The 21,937-nt window shown below is 55.2% G+C and carries 14 protein-coding genes, 4 tRNA genes, 3 rRNA genes and 1 pseudogene; 10 read left to right on the forward strand and 12 right to left on the reverse strand.

Going from position 1 to position 21,937, the window contains the following annotated elements:
- The first annotated feature begins 275 nt into the window (after window positions 1-275).
- From fucI to ACN28Q_RS10125, 4 genes are all read left to right on the forward strand, one after another.
- Window positions 276-2,051, forward strand: coding sequence for an L-fucose isomerase (gene fucI / locus ACN28Q_RS10110; RefSeq protein ID WP_095846236.1), 1,776 nt, complete (start codon window positions 276-278; stop codon window positions 2,049-2,051).
- Window positions 2,052-2,103: 52 nt separating this feature from the next.
- Window positions 2,104-3,522, forward strand: coding sequence for an L-fuculokinase (gene fucK / locus ACN28Q_RS10115; protein WP_095846237.1), 1,419 nt, complete (start codon window positions 2,104-2,106; stop codon window positions 3,520-3,522).
- 1 nt (window position 3,523) lies between these two features.
- On the forward strand, window positions 3,524-3,946 hold the full coding sequence (gene fucU / locus ACN28Q_RS10120; RefSeq protein ID WP_095846238.1) for an L-fucose mutarotase: 423 nt from the start codon (window positions 3,524-3,526) through the stop codon (window positions 3,944-3,946).
- A 63-nt stretch (window positions 3,947-4,009) separates the two neighbouring features.
- Complete coding sequence (locus ACN28Q_RS10125; protein WP_095846239.1) at window positions 4,010-4,477, forward strand: DUF2846 domain-containing protein; 468 nt, start codon at window positions 4,010-4,012, stop codon at window positions 4,475-4,477.
- 69 nt (window positions 4,478-4,546) lie between these two features.
- Here ACN28Q_RS10125 and ACN28Q_RS10130 read toward each other — a convergent pair whose 3' ends face one another.
- Entirely contained in the window at window positions 4,547-4,807 is a 261-nt protein-coding gene (locus tag ACN28Q_RS10130) for a helix-turn-helix domain-containing protein (RefSeq protein WP_095846240.1), read from the reverse strand.
- Between the two features lie 102 nt (window positions 4,808-4,909).
- Between ACN28Q_RS10130 and ACN28Q_RS10135 the strand changes: the two genes are divergently transcribed.
- Both ACN28Q_RS10135 and ACN28Q_RS10140 read left to right on the forward strand, forming a co-directional pair.
- Complete coding sequence (locus ACN28Q_RS10135) at window positions 4,910-5,167, forward strand: helix-turn-helix domain-containing protein (protein ID WP_095846241.1); 258 nt, start codon at window positions 4,910-4,912, stop codon at window positions 5,165-5,167.
- An 86-nt stretch (window positions 5,168-5,253) separates the two neighbouring features.
- A complete protein-coding gene (locus ACN28Q_RS10140) occupies window positions 5,254-5,508 on the forward strand; it encodes a helix-turn-helix domain-containing protein (protein ID WP_095846242.1) in 255 nt (84 codons plus the stop codon).
- Window positions 5,509-5,797: 289 nt separating this feature from the next.
- Here ACN28Q_RS10140 and ACN28Q_RS10145 read toward each other — a convergent pair.
- From ACN28Q_RS10145 to orn, 6 genes are all read right to left on the reverse strand, one after another.
- Window positions 5,798-5,873 (reverse strand) — tRNA-Gly (locus ACN28Q_RS10145).
- A 220-nt stretch (window positions 5,874-6,093) separates the two neighbouring features.
- Complete coding sequence (locus ACN28Q_RS10150; protein ID WP_095846243.1) at window positions 6,094-6,819, reverse strand: substrate-binding domain-containing protein; 726 nt, start codon at window positions 6,817-6,819, stop codon at window positions 6,094-6,096.
- On the reverse strand, window positions 6,819-7,871 hold the full coding sequence (locus ACN28Q_RS10155) for an ABC transporter substrate-binding protein (RefSeq protein ID WP_095846244.1): 1,053 nt from the start codon (window positions 7,869-7,871) through the stop codon (window positions 6,819-6,821). The genes ACN28Q_RS10150 and ACN28Q_RS10155 overlap by 1 nt, the downstream gene beginning before the upstream one ends.
- Before the next feature lie 267 nt (window positions 7,872-8,138).
- A complete protein-coding gene (locus ACN28Q_RS10160) occupies window positions 8,139-10,526 on the reverse strand; it encodes a membrane-bound PQQ-dependent dehydrogenase, glucose/quinate/shikimate family (protein ID WP_095846245.1) in 2,388 nt (795 codons plus the stop codon).
- A 524-nt stretch (window positions 10,527-11,050) separates the two neighbouring features.
- A tRNA-Gly gene (locus ACN28Q_RS10165) sits at window positions 11,051-11,126 on the reverse strand.
- Window positions 11,127-11,296: 170 nt separating this feature from the next.
- Window positions 11,297-11,842, reverse strand: coding sequence for an oligoribonuclease (gene orn / locus ACN28Q_RS10170; RefSeq protein ID WP_095846246.1), 546 nt, complete (start codon window positions 11,840-11,842; stop codon window positions 11,297-11,299).
- Between the two features lie 182 nt (window positions 11,843-12,024).
- Here orn and rsgA point away from each other — a divergent pair, with 182 nt between their 5' ends.
- The 4 genes and pseudogenes from rsgA (at window position 12,025) to nudI (ending at window position 18,006) form a co-directional block, all read left to right on the forward strand.
- Window positions 12,025-13,074 (forward strand): small ribosomal subunit biogenesis GTPase RsgA, encoded by a 1,050-nt coding sequence (gene rsgA / locus ACN28Q_RS10175; protein WP_095846247.1) that lies wholly within the window; start codon window positions 12,025-12,027, stop codon window positions 13,072-13,074.
- A gap of 79 nt (window positions 13,075-13,153) precedes the next feature.
- Window positions 13,154-14,050 carry an archaetidylserine decarboxylase gene (asd, locus tag ACN28Q_RS10180; protein ID WP_095848987.1) on the forward strand — a complete coding sequence of 299 codons (897 nt, stop codon included), beginning with the start codon at window positions 13,154-13,156 and terminating at the stop codon, window positions 14,048-14,050.
- Between the two features lie 14 nt (window positions 14,051-14,064).
- Window positions 14,065-17,418: a miniconductance mechanosensitive channel MscM gene (gene mscM, locus ACN28Q_RS10185; protein ID WP_095846248.1), complete on the forward strand. Its 3,354-nt coding sequence runs from the start codon at window positions 14,065-14,067 to the stop codon at window positions 17,416-17,418.
- A 163-nt stretch (window positions 17,419-17,581) separates the two neighbouring features.
- Window positions 17,582-18,006: pseudogene (nudI, locus tag ACN28Q_RS10190) on the forward strand (nucleoside triphosphatase NudI).
- Between the two features lie 142 nt (window positions 18,007-18,148).
- On the opposite strand, the gene rrf (ACN28Q_RS10195) reads toward nudI, so the two are convergent.
- The 5 genes from rrf (ACN28Q_RS10195) to ACN28Q_RS10215 form a co-directional block, all read right to left on the reverse strand.
- A 5S ribosomal RNA gene (gene rrf / locus ACN28Q_RS10195) occupies window positions 18,149-18,264 on the reverse strand.
- 41 nt (window positions 18,265-18,305) lie between these two features.
- A tRNA-Thr gene (locus tag ACN28Q_RS10200) sits at window positions 18,306-18,381 on the reverse strand.
- Window positions 18,382-18,394: 13 nt separating this feature from the next.
- Window positions 18,395-18,510 (reverse strand): 5S ribosomal RNA (gene rrf / locus ACN28Q_RS10205).
- Window positions 18,511-18,618: 108 nt separating this feature from the next.
- Window positions 18,619-21,528: ribosomal RNA gene (locus ACN28Q_RS10210) — 23S ribosomal RNA — on the reverse strand.
- Between the two features lie 184 nt (window positions 21,529-21,712).
- Window positions 21,713-21,788, reverse strand: a tRNA-Glu gene (locus ACN28Q_RS10215).
- Window positions 21,789-21,937 lie beyond the last annotated feature (149 nt).

Here is a 21,937-nt window from a genome sequence, read left to right on the forward strand (position 1 = left end):
AAATCATTTGCTTTAAAATTGTGATGCTGAACAAACAATTTTTTATAACACAATGATTATTAATATATTTTATTATAAATGCTGTTTTTATTTATTTGAAGTAGCTCAAATTTCAACCTCTTCTCGTGAAGCGACTCACATATCTACCATAAAAAAGTTGTGTAAAAAACCCGCCGACACCTAAGCTAACTCGAGTTAGCAAAAACAAGAAATTCAGATGATCGCTGCGGTGGTCACCTGAACAGAGCGCCATAACGTGAGATGAGGAACCACACATGAAGAAAATCAGCCTGCCAAAAATTGGTATTCGCCCGGTTATTGATGGGCGCCGAATGGGTATACGCGAATCGCTGGAAGAGCAAACCATGAATATGGCGAAAGCCACCGCGGCGCTTATTACCGAAAAACTCCGCCATGCCTGTGGCGCGCAAATCGAGTGTGTGATCGCGGACAGCTGTATTGCGGGGATGGTGGAATCGGCCGCCTGTGAAGAGAAATTCAGCAGCCAGAACGTTGGTCTAACCATTACCGTTACGCCCTGCTGGTGCTATGGCAGTGAAACGATCGACATGGATCCCCTACGGCCAAAAGCGATCTGGGGATTTAATGGCACCGAACGCCCGGGCGCAGTCTATCTGGCTGCCGCACTGGCCGCTCATAACCAAAAAGGGATCCCTGCATTTTCTATCTATGGTCAAAATGTACAGGACGCGGGCGACACGTCGATTCCCGGCGACGTTGAAGAAAAACTGTTGCGCTTCGCCAAAGCGGGGCTGACCGTCGCCAGTCTGAAAGGGAAAAGCTACCTTTCGCTCGGCGGTGTCTCAATGGGCATTGCTGGCTCCATTGTTGATCACAACTTCTTCGAATCCTGGCTGGGCATGAAGGTGCAGTCCGTGGATATGACCGAACTGCGCCGCCGCATCGATCAGAAAATTTACGACGAGGCGGAACTGGAGACGGCGCTCGCCTGGGCCGATCTGAATTTCCGTTACGGTGAAGATAAAAACGCCGAACAGTACCAGCGTAGCGCTGAACAAAACAGAGCAATACTGCGTGAAAGTCTGTTAATGGCCATGTGCATCCGCGACATGATGCAGGGCAACAGCAAACTGGCAGACATTGGCCGCGTGGAAGAGTCACTGGGCTATAACGCCATTGCGGCTGGCTTCCAGGGGCAACGCCACTGGACCGATCAATATCCCAACGGCGACACCGCGGAAGCGCTGCTCAACAGTTCCTTTGACTGGAACGGCGTGCGTGAGCCGTTTGTCGTCGCCACGGAAAACGACAGCCTGAATGGCGTCGCCATGCTGCTGGGCCACCAGTTGACTGGCACAGCCCAGGTTTTTGCCGACGTTCGCACTTACTGGTCCCCAGAAGCAGTGCAACGTGTGACGAGCCAGCCTCTGACCGGTTTAGCGGAGCACGGCATCATTCATCTGATCAACTCCGGCTCCGCCGCGCTGGACGGTACCTGTAAGCAGCGCGACGGCGGAGGCAAGCCAACGATGAAGCCGCACTGGGAAATCACGCAACAAGAGGCAGATGCCTGCCTGGCTGCCACTGAATGGTGCCCGGCGGTTCACGAATATTTCCGAGGCGGCGGCTTCTCTTCCCGCTTCCTGACCGAAGGCGGCGTACCGTTCACCATGACTCGCGTAAATATCATCAAGGGCCTGGGGCCGGTGCTGCAAATTGCGGAAGGCTGGAGCGTAGAGCTACCGCAAGCGGTACACGACACGCTCGACAAACGCACGGATTCTACCTGGCCGACGACCTGGTTTGCACCGCGCCTCACCGGTAAAGGCCCGTTCTCCGATGTCTATTCGGTGATGGCGAACTGGGGCGCCAACCACGGTGTGTTGACGATCGGCCACGTCGGCGCTGACTTTATTACTCTCGCCGCCATGCTGCGTATTCCCGTCTGCATGCATAACGTGGAAGAGGCGAAAATCTATCGCCCTTCCACTTGGGCGGCACACGGCATGGACACCGAAGGCCAGGATTATCGCGCCTGCCAGAACTATGGGCCGCTGTATAAGCGTTAATACGTTACGCCCTCCTCTCACCAGGAGGGCGCAATTGTTTGCAGGAGAGATTATGAAGCATGAAGTCATTCTAGTCCTCGATTGCGGCGCCACCAATGTACGGGCGATAGCCGTTGATCGACAGGGTAAAATTATCGCCCGTGCCGCAACGGCAAACGCCAGCGATATTGCCGTGGAGAACAGCGCCTGGCACCAATGGTCGCTGGCGGCCATTCTGCAACGCTTCGCGGATTGCTGCCGGAAACTGGCTGCGGAACTGGCGGCCTGCCAGATCCGCGGCATCACAGTGACCACCTTCGGCGTTGATGGGGCGCTGGTCGATGAACACGGCAAGCTGCTCTATCCGGTCATCAGTTGGAAATGCCCCCGCACCGCTGCGGTGATGGAAAACATCAGCTGTTTTATGCCCCCGCAGCAGCTTCAGGAGATCTCCGGCGTCGGCGCGTTTGGCTTCAACACGTTATATAAGTTGGTGTGGCTTAAAGAAAACCATCCGCAACTGCTGGAGCAGGCTCACGCCTGGCTGTTTATTTCATCTCTTCTCAACCATCGCCTGACCGGGGAATTCACCACCGATATCACCATGGCGGGCACCAGCCAGATACTGGATATTCAAAAGCGGGATTTCAGCGCGGAGATTTTACAGGCCACCGCGTTGCCGCGCCGCCTGTTCCCACGCCTGGTAGAAGCGGGCGAACGGATTGGCACGCTGCAATCCGACGCGGCGAAGCTGCTTGGCCTTCCGCCCGGTATTCCGGTGATCTCCGCTGGGCACGATACGCAGTTTGCCCTGTTTGGCGCAGGCGCTGGGCAGGATGAACCGGTGCTCTCTTCCGGCACATGGGAGATTCTGATGGTGCGCAGCGCCCAGGTGAATACTCCGTTGCTCAGCCGCTATACGGGCTCCACCTGTGAGCTGGACAGCCAGGCGGGGCTGTATAACCCAGGCATGCAATGGCTGGCTTCCGGTGTGCTTGAATGGGTGCGCAAGCTGCTATGGACACCGGAAACCCCGTGGCAAGCGCTGATTGAAGCCGCCCAGGCGATCCCTGCCGGAGCCGAAGGCGTGAAGATGCAGTGCGAACTGCTCACCTCGCCCCACGCAGGCTGGCAAGGGGTGACACTCAACACCACCCGGGGCCATCTCTATCGCGCCGCGCTGGAGGGATTAACGGAACGATTGCAGCATAACCTACGCACCCTGGAAAAAATTGGTCACTTCAAAGCAGCAGAGTTGCTCCTGGTCGGCGGCGGAAGCCGCAACGCGCTGTGGAACCAGATCAAAGCCAATATGCTCAATATTCCAGTCAAGGTGCTGGACGACGCCGAAACCACTGTGGCCGGCGCGGCAATGTTCGGCTGGTATGGCGCCGGTGAATTTACCAGCCCGGAACAGGCCAGGGCCCAGGTAAATTACCAATACCGTTACTTCCGGCCACAAACCGAACCCGAGCTTATCGAAGGAGTATGAAATGCTAAAAACTATTTCCCCGTTAATTTCCCCTGAACTGCTGAAAGTGCTAGCGGAAATGGGCCACGGCGATGAGATTATTTTTGCGGATGCCCACTTCCCGGCACACAGTATGGGGCCACAGGTGATTCGTGCCGATGGCCTGAAGGTGCACGATTTACTGCAGGCCATTATCCCGCTGTTTGAACTCGACAGCTATGCGCCACCGCTGGTGATGATGGCCGCCGTAGAGGGCGATACCCTTGATCCTGCCGTTGAAGCCCGCTACCGCGACGCGCTTTCCCTGCAGGCGCCGTGCCCGGAAATCTGCCGTATTGATCGTTACGCGTTTTATGAGCGGGCACAAAAAGCCTTTGCGATCGTGATTACCGGAGAGTGTGCAAAGTACGGAAATATTCTTTTAAAAAAAGGGGTAACGCCTTAATCGTGACATATCCATAAAATGAGATTATTCTTATTCCGATTTTTTTAACTCTTTGAGAATTCGATGAATAAAATAATCTTCGCAGTTGTAATTCTTTCTTCAATGCTTCTTGGCGGTTGTGCCTCGGTTCCTTTAGCCAGCGATGCTGAAAATGCGACGGCTAAATCATTCCCTACACCGGAAAACGGTAAAGCCGGTCTCTACGTGTACAGGGACAGTTTTGTTGGGAAAGCACTAAAAAAAGACGTTTATCTGGATGGACGCTGCCTCGGAGAAACCGCCGATAGAGTCTTTTTCTATCAGCAAATATCGACCAGTCAATCGCATATGCTGGGGACAGAATCCGAGTTCTCCCCGAATAACCTGACGCTCAATGTAACCCCGGGTAAGAACTACTTTGTTCGCCAGTACATCAAAATGGGCGTTTTCGTTGGCGGTGCCGGGCTGGAACAGGTTTCTGAAAGCGAAGGTATGCGCGTCGTTTCCAAATCGCAAGTTAAGTTAGCCGTACCAGGTAAGTGCGATAACTAATCAGCTGCGATTGTATGCTACTGGCATCCAGCCCACATCCGTGGCTGGATGCTGTTTCACTGCTCCGCACTAGCATTTCTGTTTGATGGCCGGGACGATAACCCCGGCCTGACTACGGCTGATACTCTGATAGCGGGAAGGCCAGATCTCTTCCGGACGTTTGTTCAACGCTTCGGCAATCAAGCGCTCGCCCTTCGGCCAGTGCCGCGTCAGCGCATTTGCCAGCGTGGACGAGGCCAACCCCGCCGCTCTGGAAACCGCAGCCAGCGTTGTTCCCTGTTTTCTTAAACCAGCAATGATATCCGCCGGATGCCAGTCTTTCTTATCCATTTTTTACTCCTCTCCATAACCAATCCCGTTAATTATCCCATTTTGGGATAATTAAATAAATGACTGATATTCGATTTTGGGATATCAGTCAAGGTTAGCGAGATGGCATCAATTTATTCAGAAGAATATCAAAGTGTTATCAAAGCCCTTCGGGAAGCCAGAATCAGAAAAGGCATCAGCCAGCAAAGGCTGGCCGAATCGTTAGGCCGACCACAGTCATTTATCGCTAAAGTCGAAAACGGTGAACGCAGGCTGGATGTTGTGGAATTTGCCTGTATCGCGCATCTCCTATCCATCGATATAGCCACAGTTTTAGAGAAAATAATTAATAAAAAACAGTTAAGTAGACATAAACCCTGATCAACCGCCGATGCTGTTAATCCTATTTTGGGATAAATCAATCCGTCATTGATAGTCAATCCGGTCTTTCTAACGGAATTGATCAGATGGCTTCCATTTACTCCGATGAATATCAACGCGTTATCAAGGCGCTGCGCGAGGCGCGCATAGCGAAAGGGGTCACGCAGGAAAGTCTGGCTCAGGCGCTGGATCGCCCTCAGTCGTTTATCGCCAAGGTGGAAAACGGAGAGCGCCGGTTAGACATCGTCGAATTTGTCCACCTTGCCCGTTTGCTCTCGATCGATCCCATCAGCATCATTGGCAACATCCCGGCGAAACATAAGCCGCTTAGCACAAAATAAGATAGGTGCGCGCCAACACCACCAGCCAGTTGCGCACGCACTTCATCGTGCTGTCGGCCTCGTTTGTTTAGGCAGAATCCAGGATAGAAACCAGAGGCAATGCGCCGTTGCCTACTCTGCAACGAACAACACAAAGGAATCACCCAACCAACAATCCTTTCGAGTACTGATTGATGTACGACTTCGGCGTGGTTGACGGAGATTTTAAGAGGCGTGCTTTGGAAACAAAAAAAAGGACCCGAAGGTCCTTTTTTTGTTGGCCTGCGGAGTTATCCACAAGCCCGTAATTTGGAGCGGGAAACGAGGCTCGAACTCGCGACCTCAACCTTGGCAAGGTTGCGCTCTACCAACTGAGCTATTCCCGCAATACCAACGCAATGAAGTATTTAACTCTTTAATTAATAAAGGCTTTAATACTTGAAAGCGTTTGGAATGCGCGAATTATGGCCCTGATGGCCGGGCATGGCAAGTGCTTTTTTCACGCCAGCGGTTCGATTGGTTACAACAACGCCAAAGCGGGCAACTTTCGGCCAACAACCGCGCCTGCTGCCCAAAAATCGCCACGCCATTGCCATCGTGGCGTGCTTAACAGCCGAGTTTGGCGCCACCAAAGCCCGCAGCCACCAGTATGCCCTGCGCTGCGGGCGAAAGCAGGAAATCGGCCAGCGGCTTTGCCTGCACGGTACATTGGGCCAGCGCGTAGCAGGCGGCAACGTTGTAATCATCAGGGATCGGCAATACCGCGAGATCGGGCTGCCGGCGCAGCTTTTCAGCGTAGCTGGCATAGCCGATGAACATCTCGGCCTGCCCGCTGCGGATCAGCCAGCTTGCCGCCAGCTCCCCAGATGGCACCGCTGGGCTGTGTGGGCCACCAACCAACGGCAACGCCCGCTGGCGCAGCGTAGCGCCCAGACCGGGATGGCGCTGGTCCAGAGTATCGAACAGTTGCCAGGTATAATCGCCGGAGGGATCGCTCACCGGGGTGGAGGTCGCCAGGCGCAGCGCCGGGTTCATCAGCAGACTCAGCCAATTCTCCCCAGCGGTCAGGCAGTTGCTCGCCACGGTTAAACACAACCGGTTAGCGGCAAACGGCACCGCCGCCAACGCCAGCCCTTGCCGGCACAGCGCGGCCGGGTGCGCCTGGTTGGCGGAAGCGAACAGATCGCAACCTTCATCCTGCTCAATGCGTTGGCGTAGCAATCCCGCCGGGCCAAACTGGCTGCTGACGTTGATGCCGCTGCGCGCGCTAAAACACGACATCAACGGCCCCCACACGCTGCGCAGGCTGCCCGCCGCCAGCACACGCAGCATTATTCGGCGCCCTGGTAGTGGGTGCGGTAAAAACGCTGATACCAGCGGTCGGCCTGCTGTTGCATATCAATATCGCGGAATTTTTCCGGGTAGAGCTTTTTCGCCATCCAGAGTTCGCCAAGCGCCATTGCCTCTGGCATCGGGTAGCCCCACGCCTTGGCATACTCCGGCATCAGATAAACCCGGTGGTGCTGTACCGCATCGATCACCTGCCATTCGGCACCGGTATTGATCGCATCCACCACCTGCGGGTAACGGTCCTGAACAAAAATCACCAGTGGGTTCCAGGCGACAATCTGCTCCATAGAGACCTGCTTATAACCTTTGACGGTAGCGGCTGCCACGTTCAGTGCGCCGGCGTGCGCCATCATTAACCCGGTATATTTGCCAGAGCCATAGGTGGTCAGTTCGGGATTGGCCATATAAGCACGAACGCGCTCAGCCGCCGGCAGGTTTTTCAGGCGTTCGCTCACCAGTTTGCGGGTGGCAAACGTGGCATCGATCAGCGCTTTGGCCTCTTGCTGTTTATTCACCACCTCGCCGATCAGTTGGATCCCTTCGCGCACGCCCAGGTTATAAGCCTGTTCTTCATCCGCCATGCTGGGGTTAAGGCGCGCCTGCTGGCCCGGATCGTCATGGCGTAATGAAATGGCGATCACCGGTATGCCCAGGCGGCTGATGCTGTCGATCATCTCTTGCGGCGCATAGTTGGTGACGAACACCACCTGCGGATGCAGCGCCACCAGCGATTCGGCGTTCACATGGGTGAGATCCCCCACCAGCGCCATACCGGCCAACCTTGGGGCCAGGCGAAGATAGTGTTCGCCCAGTTGCTGTTTCCAGTCGGCCTGCACGCCCACAATTTTGTCTGTCGCGTTGAGCTGCACCAGCAGGTTGAGGGTCTGGTGCTGAAGCACCGCCACGCGATCAACCCGATCCGGTATCGTCACCTGCCGCCCTAACTGATCGGTCACCACGCGGTCTGCCCAGCTAAATAGCGGCAGCAGCAATAGACATACCGCTATAACGCCACGGCGCACACCATATCCCATTTTATGACTCCACATTATCGTTATATAACTCGCGATATAATGATAAAGGGGCGCACCTAACCGGTAAAGCAACAACGCTGGGTTAAGCACGCCCCGATTCCCGATTAAAAGGTGATAGACGCCGGGGTTAAAAACAGTCTGCCCCCGTTGGCACTGGCTAACCGACGGAGAAATGGCGTAAAAAAATCCGGAAATGAAAACATTCCCGGATTTTTATCTGGCTACAGGGCCGGTTCAGCCGCCCCTTAACCGAGCGGCATGGCGCCATTACTTATCAGGAAGCGCATAAGCAATCACGTAGTCACCCCGGTTTTTGTTGGTGCCTGTACGGGTCGCGCCGCCATCAACAAAAACAATATACTGCTTACCGTCTTTGCCGATATACGTCATTGGCGCACCTTGCCCACCAACCGGCAGGCGTGCACGCCACAGCTCTTTGCCGGTATCGTTATCCAGCGCACGCGCATAGTAGTCCAGGGTGCCGTGGAAGAACGTCAGGCCGCCTTTCGTCACCAGCGGGCCGCCCATGGTCGGCATCCCCAGTGGGATCCGCACACCCGCGACAAAGCCGTGTATCGGCGCATCTTCAATGGTGCCCATCGGTACCTGCCATTTGGTTTTGCCCGTTGCCAGGTCAATCGCCGACATAGTGCCAAAAGGTGGCTTGAAGCAGGGGATCCCCAGCGGTGAAACAAACATGGAACGCTCCACGCCCCACGGGGTGCCTTTCTGTTCAGAGTATTCACCTTCCGTGCTCGGTTTCAGGCCAATGCGTTTCGCCTCATCCTGTTTGATGAAGATCCCCCACTGCGCCATGCGAATATCATTGACGATTAGCGTACCGGTAGAGGCATCCAGCGCGCCGCCGCCCCAGTTCATGCCGCCGTAGTAGCCGGGGTAAATCAGGGTCCGTTGTTTGTCTGATAACGGAGTCCATTCCCCCTGCCAGCGCATCTGTTTAAACTGAATACGGCAGTACAACTGATCGAAAATCGATCCGCCCCACATATCCGTTTCTTTCAGCGGCGCGGTGCCCACGGAAATCGCAGAGTATGGCTGGGTATCCGCCACTTTCATGCCAGGCATGGCGTCGGTGGGCACCTTACGATACTCAACGGGCACGACCGGTTTGCCATCACGGCGATCCAACACAAAGACTTGCCCGCGTTTCGTCAGTTGAACAACCACTGGGGTTGTCGTGCCGTCTTTATTTTTCAGATCGTACAGAATGGGTTGCGAAGAGACGTCGTAATCATACTGGTCGGTGTTCGCGGTTCGAAAGTGCCAACGCAGTTTGCCGGTTTTTATCTCCACAGCGATGATTGAATCGTTAAATTCATCGGAGTAGGAGTGGCGGTTACCGGTCCAGAAATCCGGCGTCTGGTTGCCGGTTGGGAAATACGCCAGCCCCAGTTTAGGATCATAGGCGGCGGTTCCCCAGAAGTTCGGTGATTCCGGCGCATAATTCTGGCCAGCCGGAAGCGGTGTGCTGTCGTGAGGGCGCGCAGCATCAAAGGCCCAGATCACTTTCCCCGTGCGTGCATCATAACCACGCACCACACCGGAAGGCTCGCCCACTGACATATTGTCATTGATTTTACCGCCGACCATAATCACGCCGTCTGCAACCAGCGGGGCCGAAGTCAGGTAATAAGAGCCATCTTCCGGGCTGGAACCGATGCCTTCTTTCAGATTCACAAAACCATTGGTGCCGAAATCTTCACACGGCTTGCCGGTTTCCGCGTCCACTTCGAACAGCTGGCCATCGTTGGTGGTACTCACAATGCGTTTACGGCAAACAGCCGCGACATCCGGCGCCGCCGCATTTGCCGTTGCTGCGTCTGGTGCAATCTCGGTATAGCCTACGCCGCGGCAGCGCTTCCATTCTTTGTTGCTGTCGGTGATCTGCATTTTAGGATCGAAGCGCCAGCGTTCTTTCCCCGTAGTGGCATCCAATGCAATCACTTTATTCAGCGGCGTACACAGGTAGACGGTGTCATCAATCTTGATCGGCGTAACCTGATACTCCGCGCCATCAATGGCCAGATCGCCCGTGCGGTAGGTCCAGGCAACCTTCAGATCCTTAACATTGTGTTTGTTCACCTGTTCAAACTGGGCAAAGCGCTCGCCAGACACGCTGCGCCCCCAGGCCGGCCAGTCGTTGCCGCTTTCCTTTCCTGCATCCGGCGAGACCACGGCTGCAGGCGTTGCGTTCTCTGCAACCACCGTAGGGTGAGGGAAAAACATCCCGGTGAAGAAGGCAACAATACCGATCCCAAGCAGCGCCGACAGAATTGCCGCAGACTTCCCCTTCAACGCAGAAGTCGTATCCGAGCGCAGCAACCATGGCGAAGCCACCGCCGCGATCAGCGCTACAACCAGGAAGGCGATAATACGTGGCACCGATTGCCAGAAATCAAACCCGACTTCCCATAAAGACCATAGAACACTCACCACCAACAGAATTAATGCAAGCCACAATGCCCATGCCCGGCGTTTTACCAGGCCAACACCGGTAGCGGCCATTGCCAGGCCGGCAAGCAAATAAAACCATGATCCACTAAGCGTAATAAGCCATAAGCCCCCTGCGGCAAGCCCTACACCCAAAACACACAATATCCCGCCAATCACCGCGAGAGGTATTCGATTTCTCATAATGGTGTCTCGTATTTTTCTTTTTTTACCGGGAAAAGCCGGTAAATATCCATTCCCAAACACGTAGCTGCCCTACGACAACTGCGCAGCCACAACCTTATTCATCCCGTTGTTCCACACAGAAAAGCATCAAAGCAGCGGGCAATCAGGCAATAAAGTTGTTGGTGAAATTATTAGCACCAATACATTTAAACAACCATCTAAATTTAAACATTTTAATAACAAATATGAGACATTGATCACACAAAAAAGAGATACGCCCTCATATCGCTATATGTCTTTATTTTTGTGGGGTTTTATGCCCGTAACGTTGGCGTTCTCGGCGTTAGCAGAGAACGGCCGTCAGGGCCGATAGGGATAGAAGAGGCAGGAAAATATAGCGCGTGTTTCGCTCGAATGTTAATAAACTTAACGGTGCCGGATAGCGGTAGTTTCGGCGATGTGCGGAAGATGCGCGGAAACAAAAAAAGGGCCCGAAGGCCCTTTTTTCGCTAGCCGGCGGAGTTATCCACAGGCCTGTAATTTGGAGCGGGAAACGAGGCTCGAACTCGCGACCTCAACCTTGGCAAGGTTGCGCTCTACCAACTGAGCTATTCCCGCAGCGTATCAGCAACAAACTTTTTGCAAAATTCTTCACCGGTACGGGGTGCGCATTATACGAGAAATTCGCTTCGCCGCAAGCCCCTTATAGCAAAAAAATGCATTTTAGCGCCGATTGCTGATTAAATCGGCAATCGGGCGAGTTTTCCGCCGCTGGCACCCGGTATCATTCAAAGCTGAATAAAATGCTCACGGTAATACGCCAGTTCCGCCACCGATTCACGGATATCATCCAGCGCCTGGTGGGTCCCCTGCTTTTTAAAACCGGCCAGAATTTCCGGCTTCCAGCGGCGCGCCAGCTCTTTCAGCGTGCTGACGTCCAGGTAGCGATAGTGGAAGTAAGCTTCCAACTGCGGCATATAGCGGAAAAGGAAGCGACGATCCTGCCCCACGCTGTTGCCGCAGATAGGCGATTTCCCTGCCGGCACCCATTGTTCCAGAAAGGCAATGGTCGCCAACTCGGCGGCGTGATCGTCGTATTGGCTGGCTTTTACCCGCTCAACCAGGCCGCTGGCGGTATGGGTACGCACGTTCCAGTCATCCATCAGCGCCAACTGCTCGGCAGACTGGTGCACGGCAATCACCGGCCCTTCCGCCAGGATATTCAGATTGGCGTCGGTGACCAGGGTCGCGATCTCAATAACGCGATCGCGTTCAGGATCCAACCCGGTCATCTCCAGATCGATCCAAATCAGGTTGTTTTCATTTCCTGTCATGATATTTCCTGCATAAAAGCCGAAAGGTAAACCAAGCCTGGGCAGCCGGGCGTGCTGTGCCGTTCGCCCACGGGGTTCAGTACGCGCCGCCTGGCGGTGAACAACGGTTATTTAATATAAAATAGTGTGTATCATAGTCTTTTTAGTCGCCACCGGCGACAAAGCCGAGCATGTGAGGTGCAGTGAGCAAGAACAAACTGTCCAAAGGTCAACAACGCCGCGTTCAGGCGAATGTCCAACGCCGTCTGAAACGCACAGACAATAAGCCTGAGCCGGATGACTCCCAACTGGGTGAACCGCAGGAGGGCATCGTCATCAGCCGTTTTGGCATGCACGCCGACGTTGAAGCAGCGGATGGTAGCCAGCACCGCTGTAACATTCGCCGTACGCTGCGTTCGCTGGTGACAGGCGATCGCGTGGTTTGGCGGCCCGGCGTTGGCAGCCATGCCGGGGTGAAGGGCATCGTTGAAGCCGTGCACGAGCGCAAATCGGTCCTGACGCGCCCCGATTTCTATGACGGCGTTAAACCGATCGCCGCCAATATCGATCAGATCGTCATCGTTTCCGCCATTTTGCCGGAGCTTTCGCTGAATATTATCGATCGCTATCTGGTCGCATGCGAAACACTGGAAGTGGAACCGCTGATCGTACTGAACAAAATCGATTTGTTAGATGAGCAGGCCCGCACCAAGGTTGACGGGATGATGGCTATCTATCGCAATATCGGCTACCGCGTGCTGGAGGTTTCCAGCCGTACCCGCGAAGGTATGGAAGCCTTTGAACAGGCGTTGGCCGGGCGTATCAGTATTTTTGCCGGCCAATCCGGCGTGGGCAAATCCAGCCTGCTCAATGCCCTGCTGCCCCCTTCCGAAGAGCAAATTCTGGTAAATGACGTTTCCGATGTCTCTGGCCTGGGGCAACATACCACCACGGCCGCACGGCTTTATCACTTCCAGCATGGCGGCGATGTGATCGATTCGCCAGGCGTGCGTGAATTTGGCCTGTGGCACCTGGAGCCGGAACAAATTACCCAGGGTTTTGTCGAATTCCGTGATTATTTAGGCGGTTGTAAATTCCGTGATTGCAGCCATGACAACGATCCCGGCTGCGCGCTGCGTGCAGCGGTCGAACGCGGTGAAATCGCACAGGTGCGCTTTAGCAACTACCACAGCATCCTGGAAAGCATGGCGCAGGTGAAAGTCCGTAAAAACTTCCCGGAAGCCGAAGGCTAAACCCCAAACCGGGCGCGCGTTGACAGTGGCGGCCATGCCGCTACAATGCGCGCCCTTTACCCAAATTCAAGAGGTTTACGTGCTGGATAGCATCAAGATTAACTTACAGTATTGGTTGCCAAAACAGGCGTTAACTCGCCTGGCCGGTTGGGGCGCAGAAAAAAAAGGCGGCTGGCTGACCCAGTTGGCGATTAAAGCTTTCGCCCGCGTTTACAAGGTCAAGATGCAAGAAGCGCAAAACCCGGAATTGGCTTCCTACGCTACCTTCAACGACTTCTTCGTTCGCCCGCTGCGCGACGGCGTGCGCCCGATTGCCGGCACCGATAACGTGCTGGTGCTGCCCGCAGATGGCGCCATCAGCCAGTTGGGGCCGATTCAAGGCGATCAGATCTTCCAGGCCAAGGGCCACAATTACAGCCTGGAAGCGCTGCTGGCAGGCAATTACCTGCTGGCGGATAAGTTCCGCAATGGCCTGTTCGCCACCACCTATCTGGCCCCCAGTGATTACCACCGCGTGCATATGCCTTGCAACGGCGTGCTGCGCGAGATGTTCTACGTGCCGGGCGATCTGTTCTCGGTCAATCCGTTAACCGCCGCCAACGTCCCCAACCTGTTTGCCCGCAACGAGCGTGTGATCTGCGTGTTTGATACCGCCGTGGGGCCAATGGTGCAGATTTTGGTGGGCGCGACCATCGTCGGCAGCATCGAAACCGTCTGGGCCGGTAGCGTAACTCCGCCGCGCGAGGGCATTATCAAACGCTGGACCTACCCGGCAGCAGGCGAGGAAGGGGCCATCAACCTGGCCAAGGGGGAAGAAATGGGCCGCTTCAAGCTTGGCTCCACAGTGATCAACCTGTTTACCGCCGGCAGTGTGCATTTTGAGCCACGGCTGAACAACGGCACCGTCACCCGGATGGGTGAAGCCTTTGCTGAAATCGCCGCGGCACCGGCCGCACCTGACTCTCCACACGTTTAAAAGGGGCCGATGCTGTGCGCCTGATTGTCATGTTATTGCTCAGTTGGTCGCTGGCATTTCCAGCGCTGGCAGCATCCATTCCCACTGAAGCACAGCTCCGGCAGGAGCTGAAACAGGCGGAAAGCAACAAAAGCGCGCCCGGCCAGGCCGAAGCGGTCGTGGCGCTGCAAAGCGCGATTAACTGGCTGGCGGAGCGTAAAGAATCACTCACTAACGCCGAGCAGTACCAGCGAGTGATCGACGACTTCCCGAAAATGACGCAGGAACTGCGCCGCCAGCAGACCATCGAAGAAGCTAAAACGCTTCCCACCGGGGATAACCTGCCGGCCAGCGAGCTGGAACAGCAGATCCTGCAAACCAGCAGCCAACTGCTGGAACAAGCGCGTTTGCTGCAGCAAGAGCAGGATCGCACGCGTGAAATAAGCGATTCGCTCAGCCAACTGCCGCAGCAGCAAAGTGAGGCACGGCGGGCGTTAACGGAAGTGCAACGCCGCCTGCAAGCCCAGCCGGCCAATCCCACCACGCCGCTGGCCCAGGCGCAGCTTTTTCTGTTGCAGGCCGAAGCCGCCGCACGTAAAAGCAAGGTTGATGAGCTGGATCTGGCGCAGCTTTCCGCCAATAACCGGCAGGAACTGGCGCGTATGCGTGCCGATATCTTCAAAAAGCGCCATGAGAAAATCGACATCCAATTACAGGCGCTGCGCAATAACCTGAATGCCCAGCGCCAGCGTGAAGCCGAACTGGCGCTGGAAAAAACCGAACAACTGGCGGAGCAGAACGGCGATCTGCCGGCCAGCATCAATCAACAATTGCAAATCAACCGTGAACTCTCCACCGCGCTTAACCAGCAGGCGCAGCGTATGGATTTGATCGCTTCCCAACAGCGCCAGGCCGCGGCGCAAACGCTGCAGGTGCGCCAGGCGCTGAGTACCATCATCGAACAATCCCAATGGCTCGGCTCATCGCCGGTGCTGGGGGAAACCCTGCGGGCGCAGGTGGCAACGCTGCCGGATATGCCAAGGCCGCAGCAGCTTGATAGCGATATGGTGCAACTGCGCGTACAACGCCTGCAGTTTGAAAGCCAGTTGGAAAAGCTGCCGCAGCGCGCACGGGCACTGAAACAGGACGACGGCGCCGATCTGACCGAAGCACAGCAGCGCATTGTCGATGCGCAGATCCGCACCCAACGGGAACTGCTGAATTCGCTGCTTTCCGGCTGCGACACCCAGATCCTGGAACTGACCAAGCTGAAGGTCGCCAATACCCAGTTGGCCGACGCCTTGAACGAAATCCGGGATGCGGCGCACCGCTATCTGTTCTGGGTGCCGGATGTCAGCCCGATCACCCTCTCCTACCCGATTAACGTCGCGCACGATCTAACGCGCCTGTTGTCGCTGGATACGCTGTCGCAGCTTAGCGGTGCCTTTATGATGATGGTGACCAGCAGGGCCACGGTGATCCCGCTGTTAGGCGCGGTGTTGCTGGTGATTTTCAGCATCAACTCCCGCAAGCATTATCACGCCTTCCTCGCCCGCGCCAGTAGCCGGGTGGGCAAGGTCACCCAGGATGAATTCTTCCTGACGATGCGCACGGTATTTTGGTCGATACTGGTGGCGATCCCGCTGCCGGTGCTGTGGGCGGCGTTAGGCTATGGCCTGCAAAACGCCTGGCCATACCCGGTGGCGGTGGCGATTGGCGATGGCGTGACGGCCACGCTGCCGATCCTGTGGCTGTGCATGATCAGCGCCGCCTTCGCCCATCCACAGGGGCTGTTCATTGTTCACTTCCGCTGGCCGGTGCGGCAAGTCTCGCGCGCCATGCGCTATTACAAGATGTCGGTCTGGCTGATTGTGCCGCTGATTATGGCGCTGATCACCTTCGATAATCTTAACGACCGTGAGTTTTCCAATACGCTGGGGCGGCTGTGCTTCATTCTTTTGTGCCTGGCGTTGAGCCTGGTCACCAACAGCCTGAAACGCGCCGGGATCCCGTTGTATCTGGATAAGAAAGGCTCCGGCGAGAACATGTTCAACAGCGCGCTCTGGGGGCTGTTGCAATCGGCGCCGCTGGTTGCAGCGCTTGCCGCCGCCATCGGCTACCTGACAACGGCGCAGGCGTTACTGGCGCGCCTGGAAACCTCGGTGGCCATCTGGTTCCTGCTGTTGGTGATTTACCATATCATCCGCCGCTGGATGCTGATCCAACGGCGCCGCATCGCCTTCGATCGCGCCAAACAGCGGCGCGCTGATATTCTGGCTCAGCGCGCCCGCGGCGAGGAAGAAACATCGCACCCGCAAAACAGCACTGAAGGCGCCATCGACGTGGATGACGCCGAGATCGATCTGGATACCATCAGCGCGCAGTCGCTGCGCCTGGTTCGCTCTCTGCTGACCTTGACCGCACTGGTGTCGATGATCGTGCTGTGGTCGGAACTCCATTCCGCCTTCAGTTTCCTGGAAAACATCACGCTGTGGGATGTCACCTCGACGATCAACGGCGTGGAGAGTATCCAGCCGATCACCGTGGGCGCGGTGATGATTGCCATCGTGGTGTTGATCATTACCATGCTGTTGGTGCGCAACCTGCCGGCGCTGCTGGAACTGGCGGTGCTGCAGCATTTGGATCTGACGCCGGGCACCGGCTATGCCATCACCACCATTACCAAATACCTGCTGCTGCTGTTTGGCGCGATCTCCAGCTTCGCCTGGATTGGCATCGAATGGTCGAAGCTGCAGTGGGTGGTTACCGCGCTCAGCGTGGGGCTGGGCTTTGGCATGCAGGAAATCTTCTCGAACTTTATCTCCGGCCTGATTATTTTGTTCGAGAAACCGATCCGCATTGGCGATACGGTGACAATCCGCAACCTGACGGGCACCATCACCAAGATCAATACCCGCGCCACGACGATTTCAGACTGGGACCGCAAAGAGATTATCGTGCCGAACAAGGCGTTTATCACCGAGCAGTTTGTTAACTGGTCGCTGTCAGACGCCATTACCCGTGTGGTGTTGACGGTGCCGGCGCCGGCGGAAGCCAACAGCGAAGAGGTCACCCGCATTCTGCATAACGCGGCCGAGCGCTGCTCGCTGGTGCTGGATAACCCGCCGCCGGAGGTGTATCTGGTCGATTTGCAGCAGGGTATTCAAATCTTCGAACTGCGAATGTATGCCGCCGAGATGGGCCACCGTATGCCGCTGCGCCACGAAATACATCAGTTGATCCTGGCCGGCTATCAGCAGCACGGTATTGCGTTGCCTTATCCGCCGTTCCAGGTGCGTACGGAAACGCTATCGCGGATGACCAACAACGGCCGCACGGCGCCTTCAACCCCAACGCCCAGCACTAAACGCGAGTCTGGCGGGCTGTAGGCGATAACACGCCGGGTAATCCGGGGCAGAAAAGCCGGTAGCGCATTGCGTTGCCGGCTTTTTTTATATCCCGCGTGCCAGCCAGCTATCGCTGATGCTGGTAACCTGTAGCCACGGGATGTTTGATATAGTGATAGCAATAATTGCGCTACGGAGGCGGCATATGCGCCAGAGGATTATCGTCTGCCCACTGATTGAAAATAACGGGGCATACCTATTGTGTAAAATGGCGGCCGATCGGGGCGTCTTCCCCGGCCAGTGGGCGCTACCCGGTGGCGGGATGGAACCGGGGAAACCATGGAAACGGCGCTAAGAAGGGAGATCAGGGAAGAACTGGGTGATGCGCTGCAAATAAGCCAGATCACGCCATGGACGTTCAGAGATGATATTCGGGTGAAAACCTACCCAGGTGGTAAACAAGAAGAAATCTACATGGTGTATCTTATCTTTGACTGCGTCAGCGCCAACCGCCAGGTCACGTTCAATGAGGAGTTTCAGGAAGTTGCCTGGGTGAGCCCGCATCAACTAGGGCAATTGGATCTGAACGAGGCCACGCGCATTACCCTGGCGCACAAAGGGCTGCTGTAGAGCCGTCCGCAGGGGAAATGTGGTGCCGATGGACATCGCGTTCCCGCCCAGGCATAAGGATAAACACCGCTGCCGCAGGTTAACGAATGGCACAAAGCAAAAAGCCCCGCGCTTTCGCACGGGGCTTTCTACTTTAATTGATTCCTGGCAGTTCCCTACTCTCACATGGGGAGACCCCACACTACCATCGGCGCTACGGCGTTTCACTTCTGAGTTCGGCATGGGGTCAGGTGGGACCGCCGCGCTATCGCCGCCAGGAAAATTCTTTTGTGCCGAACTACTAACCCACTCACTATAAGTGGTGCTGATACCCAGAGTCGAACTGGGGACCTCACCCTTACCAAGGGTGCGCTCTACCAACTGAGCCATATCAGCACGCAAATTTGATGCCTGGCAGTGTCCTACTCTCGCATGGGGAGACCCCACACTACCATCGGCGCTACGGCGTTTCACTTCTGAGTTCGGCATGGGGTCAGGTGGGACCACCGCGCTATTGCCGCCAGGCAAATTCTGTTTTATTTCAGCCGTTGTGTTCTTTCACACAACCACCAAAACCAATCTGCAAACAAGCTAAAAATCTCTGTCAAGTCTCTAAAACACCTTCGGTGTTGTAAGGTTAAGCCTCACGGTTCATTAGTACTGGTTAGCTCAATGCATCGCTGCACTTACACACCCAGCCTATCAACGTCTTAGTCTTAAACGTTCCTTTAGTGGACTCAAGGTCCAAGGGAAGACTCATCTCGAGGCAAGTTTCGCGCTTAGATGCTTTCAGCGCTTATCTCTTCCGCACTTAGCTACCGGGCAATGCCATTGGCATGACAACCCGAACACCAGTGGTGCGTTCACTCCGGTCCTCTCGTACTAGGAGCAACCCCTCTCAATCTTCCAACGCCCACGGCAGATAGGGACCGAACTGTCTCACGACGTTCTAAACCCAGCTCGCGTACCACTTTAAATGGCGAACAGCCATACCCTTGGGACCTACTTCAGCCCCAGGATGTGATGAGCCGACATCGAGGTGCCAAACACCGCCGTCGATATGAACTCTTGGGCGGTATCAGCCTGTTATCCCCGGAGTACCTTTTATCCGTTGAGCGATGGCCCTTCCATTCAGAACCACCGGATCACTAAGACCTGCTTTCGCACCTGCTCGAGCCGTCACTCTCGCAGTCAAGCTAGCTTATGCCTTTGCACTAACCTCCTGATGTCCGACCAGGATTAGCTAACCTTCGTGCTCCTCCGTTACTCTTTGGGAGGAGACCGCCCCAGTCAAACTACCCACCAGACACTGTCCTCACCCCCGCTCAGGGGGCCGAGTTAGAACATCAAACATTAAAGGGTGGTATTTCAAGGTTGGCTCCATGCAGACTGGCGTCCACACTTCTAAGCCTCCCACCTATCCTACACATCAAGGCTCAATGTTCAGTGTCAAGCTATAGTAAAGGTTCACGGGGTCTTTCCGTCTTGCCGCGGGTACACTGCATCTTCACAGCGAGTTCAATTTCACTGAGTCTCGGGTGGAGACAGCCTGGCCATCATTACGCCATTCGTGCAGGTCGGAACTTACCCGACAAGGAATTTCGCTACCTTAGGACCGTTATAGTTACGGCCGCCGTTTACCGGGGCTTCGATCAAGAGCTTCGCCTTGCGGCTGACCCCATCAATTAACCTTCCGGCACCGGGCAGGCGTCACACCGTATACGTCCACTTTCGTGTTTGCACAGTGCTGTGTTTTTATTAAACAGTTGCAGCCAGCTGGTATCTGCGACTGGCTTCAGCTCCGTCCGCAAGGGACTTCACCTACGCGCCAGCGTGCCTTCTCCCGAAGTTACGGCACCATTTTGCCTAGTTCCTTCACCCGAGTTCTCTCAAGCGCCTGAGTATTCTCTACCTGACCACCTGTGTCGGTTTGGGGTACGATTTGATGTTACCTGATGCTTAGAGGCTTTTCCTGGAAGCTGGGCATCAACTGCTTCGCCACCGTAGTGACTCGTCATCACGCCTCAGGGTTACAGTAATCCGGATTTACCAGGACTACACCCCTACACGCTTAAACCGGGACAACCGTCGCCCGGCCAGCCTAGCCTTCTCCGTCCCCCCTTCGCAGTAACACCAAGTACAGGAATATTAACCTGTTTCCCATCGACTACGCTTTTCAGCCTCGCCTTAGGAGTCGACTCACCCTGCCCCGATTAACGTTGGACAGGAACCCTTGGTCTTCCGGCGTGCGGGTTTTTCACCCGCATTATCGTTACTTATGTCAGCATTCGCACTTCTGATACCTCCAGCAACCCTCACAGGCCACCTTCAACGGCTTACAGAACGCTCCCCTACCCAACAACGCCTAAGCGTCGCTGCCGCAGCTTCGGTGCATGGTTTAGCCCCGTTACATCTTCCGCGCAGGCCGACTCGACCAGTGAGCTATTACGCTTTCTTTAAATGATGGCTGCTTCTAAGCCAACATCCTGGCTGTCTATGCCTTCCCACATCGTTTCCCACTTAACCATGACTTTGGGACCTTAGCTGGCGGTCTGGGTTGTTTCCCTCTTCACGACGGACGTTAGCACCCGCCGTGTGTCTCCCGTGATAACATTCTTCGGTATTCGCAGTTTGCATCGGTTTGGTAAGCCGGGGTGGCCCCCTAGCCGAAACAGTGCTCTACCCCCGAAGATGAGTTCACGAGGCGCTACCTAAATAGCTTTCGGGGAGAACCAGCTATCTCCCGGTTTGATTGGCCTTTCACCCCCAGCCACAAGTCATCCGCTAATTTTTCAACATTAGTCGGTTCGGTCCTCCAGTTAGTGTTACCCAACCTTCAACCTGCCCATGGCTAGATCACCGGGTTTCGGGTCTATACCTTGCAACTTGACGCCCAGTTAAGACTCGGTTTCCCTACGGCTCCCCTATGCGGTTAACCTTGCTACAAAATATAAGTCGCTGACCCATTATACAAAAGGTACGCAGTCACCCTGATAAATCAAGGCTCCCACTGCTTGTACGTACACGGTTTCAGGTTCTATTTCACTCCCCTCGCCGGGGTTCTTTTCGCCTTTCCCTCACGGTACTGGTTCACTATCGGTCAGTCAGGAGTATTTAGCCTTGGAGGATGGTCCCCCCATATTCAGACAGGATAACACGTGTCCCGCCCTACTCATCGAACTCACAATCCATGCCTTTTGGTGTACGGGGCTATCACCCTTTGCTGCGCGACTTTCCAGACGCTTCCACTAAGACACAAACTGATTCAGGTTCTGGGCTCTTCCCCGTTCGCTCGCCGCTACTGGGGGAATCTCGGTTGATTTCTTTTCCTCGGGGTACTTAGATGTTTCAGTTCCCCCGGTTCGCCTTGCATGGCTATGGATTCACCATGCAATAGTGTGTCGAAACACACTGGGTTTCCCCATTCGGGTATCGCCGGTTGTTACGCTTCATATCAGCTTACCGACGCTTATCGCAGATTAGCACGCCCTTCATCGCCTCTGACTGCCTAGGCATCCACCGTGTACGCTTAGTCACTTAACCTCACAACCCGAAGATGTTTCCATCATCGGCTGTGCGCTTTTGAGAGACTCGTGAATAATCTTCCGATTATTCATCATTTCAATTTTCAGCTTGTTCCAGATTGTTAAAGAGCAATATCTTAAACACGACTCGTTAAAGTCATCTTTAAGATATTCGTGATAATGTCTTTCACGCATTATCGGAATGGCGTCCCCAAGGGGATTCGAACCCCTGTTACAGCCGTGAAAGGGCAGTGTCCTAGGCCTCTAGACGATGGGGACACGGAAATTGCTTAGCAAATCACTGATTTGCTATTTCCGTGTAAAGGCGCGAATTTGCTGGCAAATTCAAGCGGCCGATGTGTTAACGACTCATCAGCCCGTCCGCCTTTCAACGAAAGGGTTTTCTTGCTCATTATTTTTCATCAGAC

It is taken from the genome of Gibbsiella quercinecans (assembly GCF_002291425.1).
Taxonomy (GTDB): Bacteria; Pseudomonadota; Gammaproteobacteria; order Enterobacterales; family Enterobacteriaceae; genus Gibbsiella; species Gibbsiella quercinecans.

Coding starts and splice junctions, on each gene's coding strand:
- fucI (WP_095846236.1), top strand. CDS start 276: ATGAAGAAAATCAGCCTGCCAAAAATTGGTATTCGCCCGGTTATTGAT.
- fucK (WP_095846237.1), top strand. CDS start 2,104: ATGAAGCATGAAGTCATTCTAGTCCTCGATTGCGGCGCCACCAATGTA.
- fucU (WP_095846238.1), top strand. CDS start 3,524: ATGCTAAAAACTATTTCCCCGTTAATTTCCCCTGAACTGCTGAAAGTG.
- ACN28Q_RS10125 (WP_095846239.1), top strand. CDS start 4,010: ATGAATAAAATAATCTTCGCAGTTGTAATTCTTTCTTCAATGCTTCTT.
- ACN28Q_RS10130 (WP_095846240.1), bottom strand. CDS start 4,807: ATGGATAAGAAAGACTGGCATCCGGCGGATATCATTGCTGGTTTAAGA.
- ACN28Q_RS10135 (WP_095846241.1), top strand. CDS start 4,910: ATGGCATCAATTTATTCAGAAGAATATCAAAGTGTTATCAAAGCCCTT.
- ACN28Q_RS10140 (WP_095846242.1), top strand. CDS start 5,254: ATGGCTTCCATTTACTCCGATGAATATCAACGCGTTATCAAGGCGCTG.
- ACN28Q_RS10150 (WP_095846243.1), bottom strand. CDS start 6,819: ATGCTGCGTGTGCTGGCGGCGGGCAGCCTGCGCAGCGTGTGGGGGCCG.
- ACN28Q_RS10155 (WP_095846244.1), bottom strand. CDS start 7,871: ATGGGATATGGTGTGCGCCGTGGCGTTATAGCGGTATGTCTATTGCTG.
- ACN28Q_RS10160 (WP_095846245.1), bottom strand. CDS start 10,526: ATGAGAAATCGAATACCTCTCGCGGTGATTGGCGGGATATTGTGTGTT.
- orn (WP_095846246.1), bottom strand. CDS start 11,842: ATGACAGGAAATGAAAACAACCTGATTTGGATCGATCTGGAGATGACC.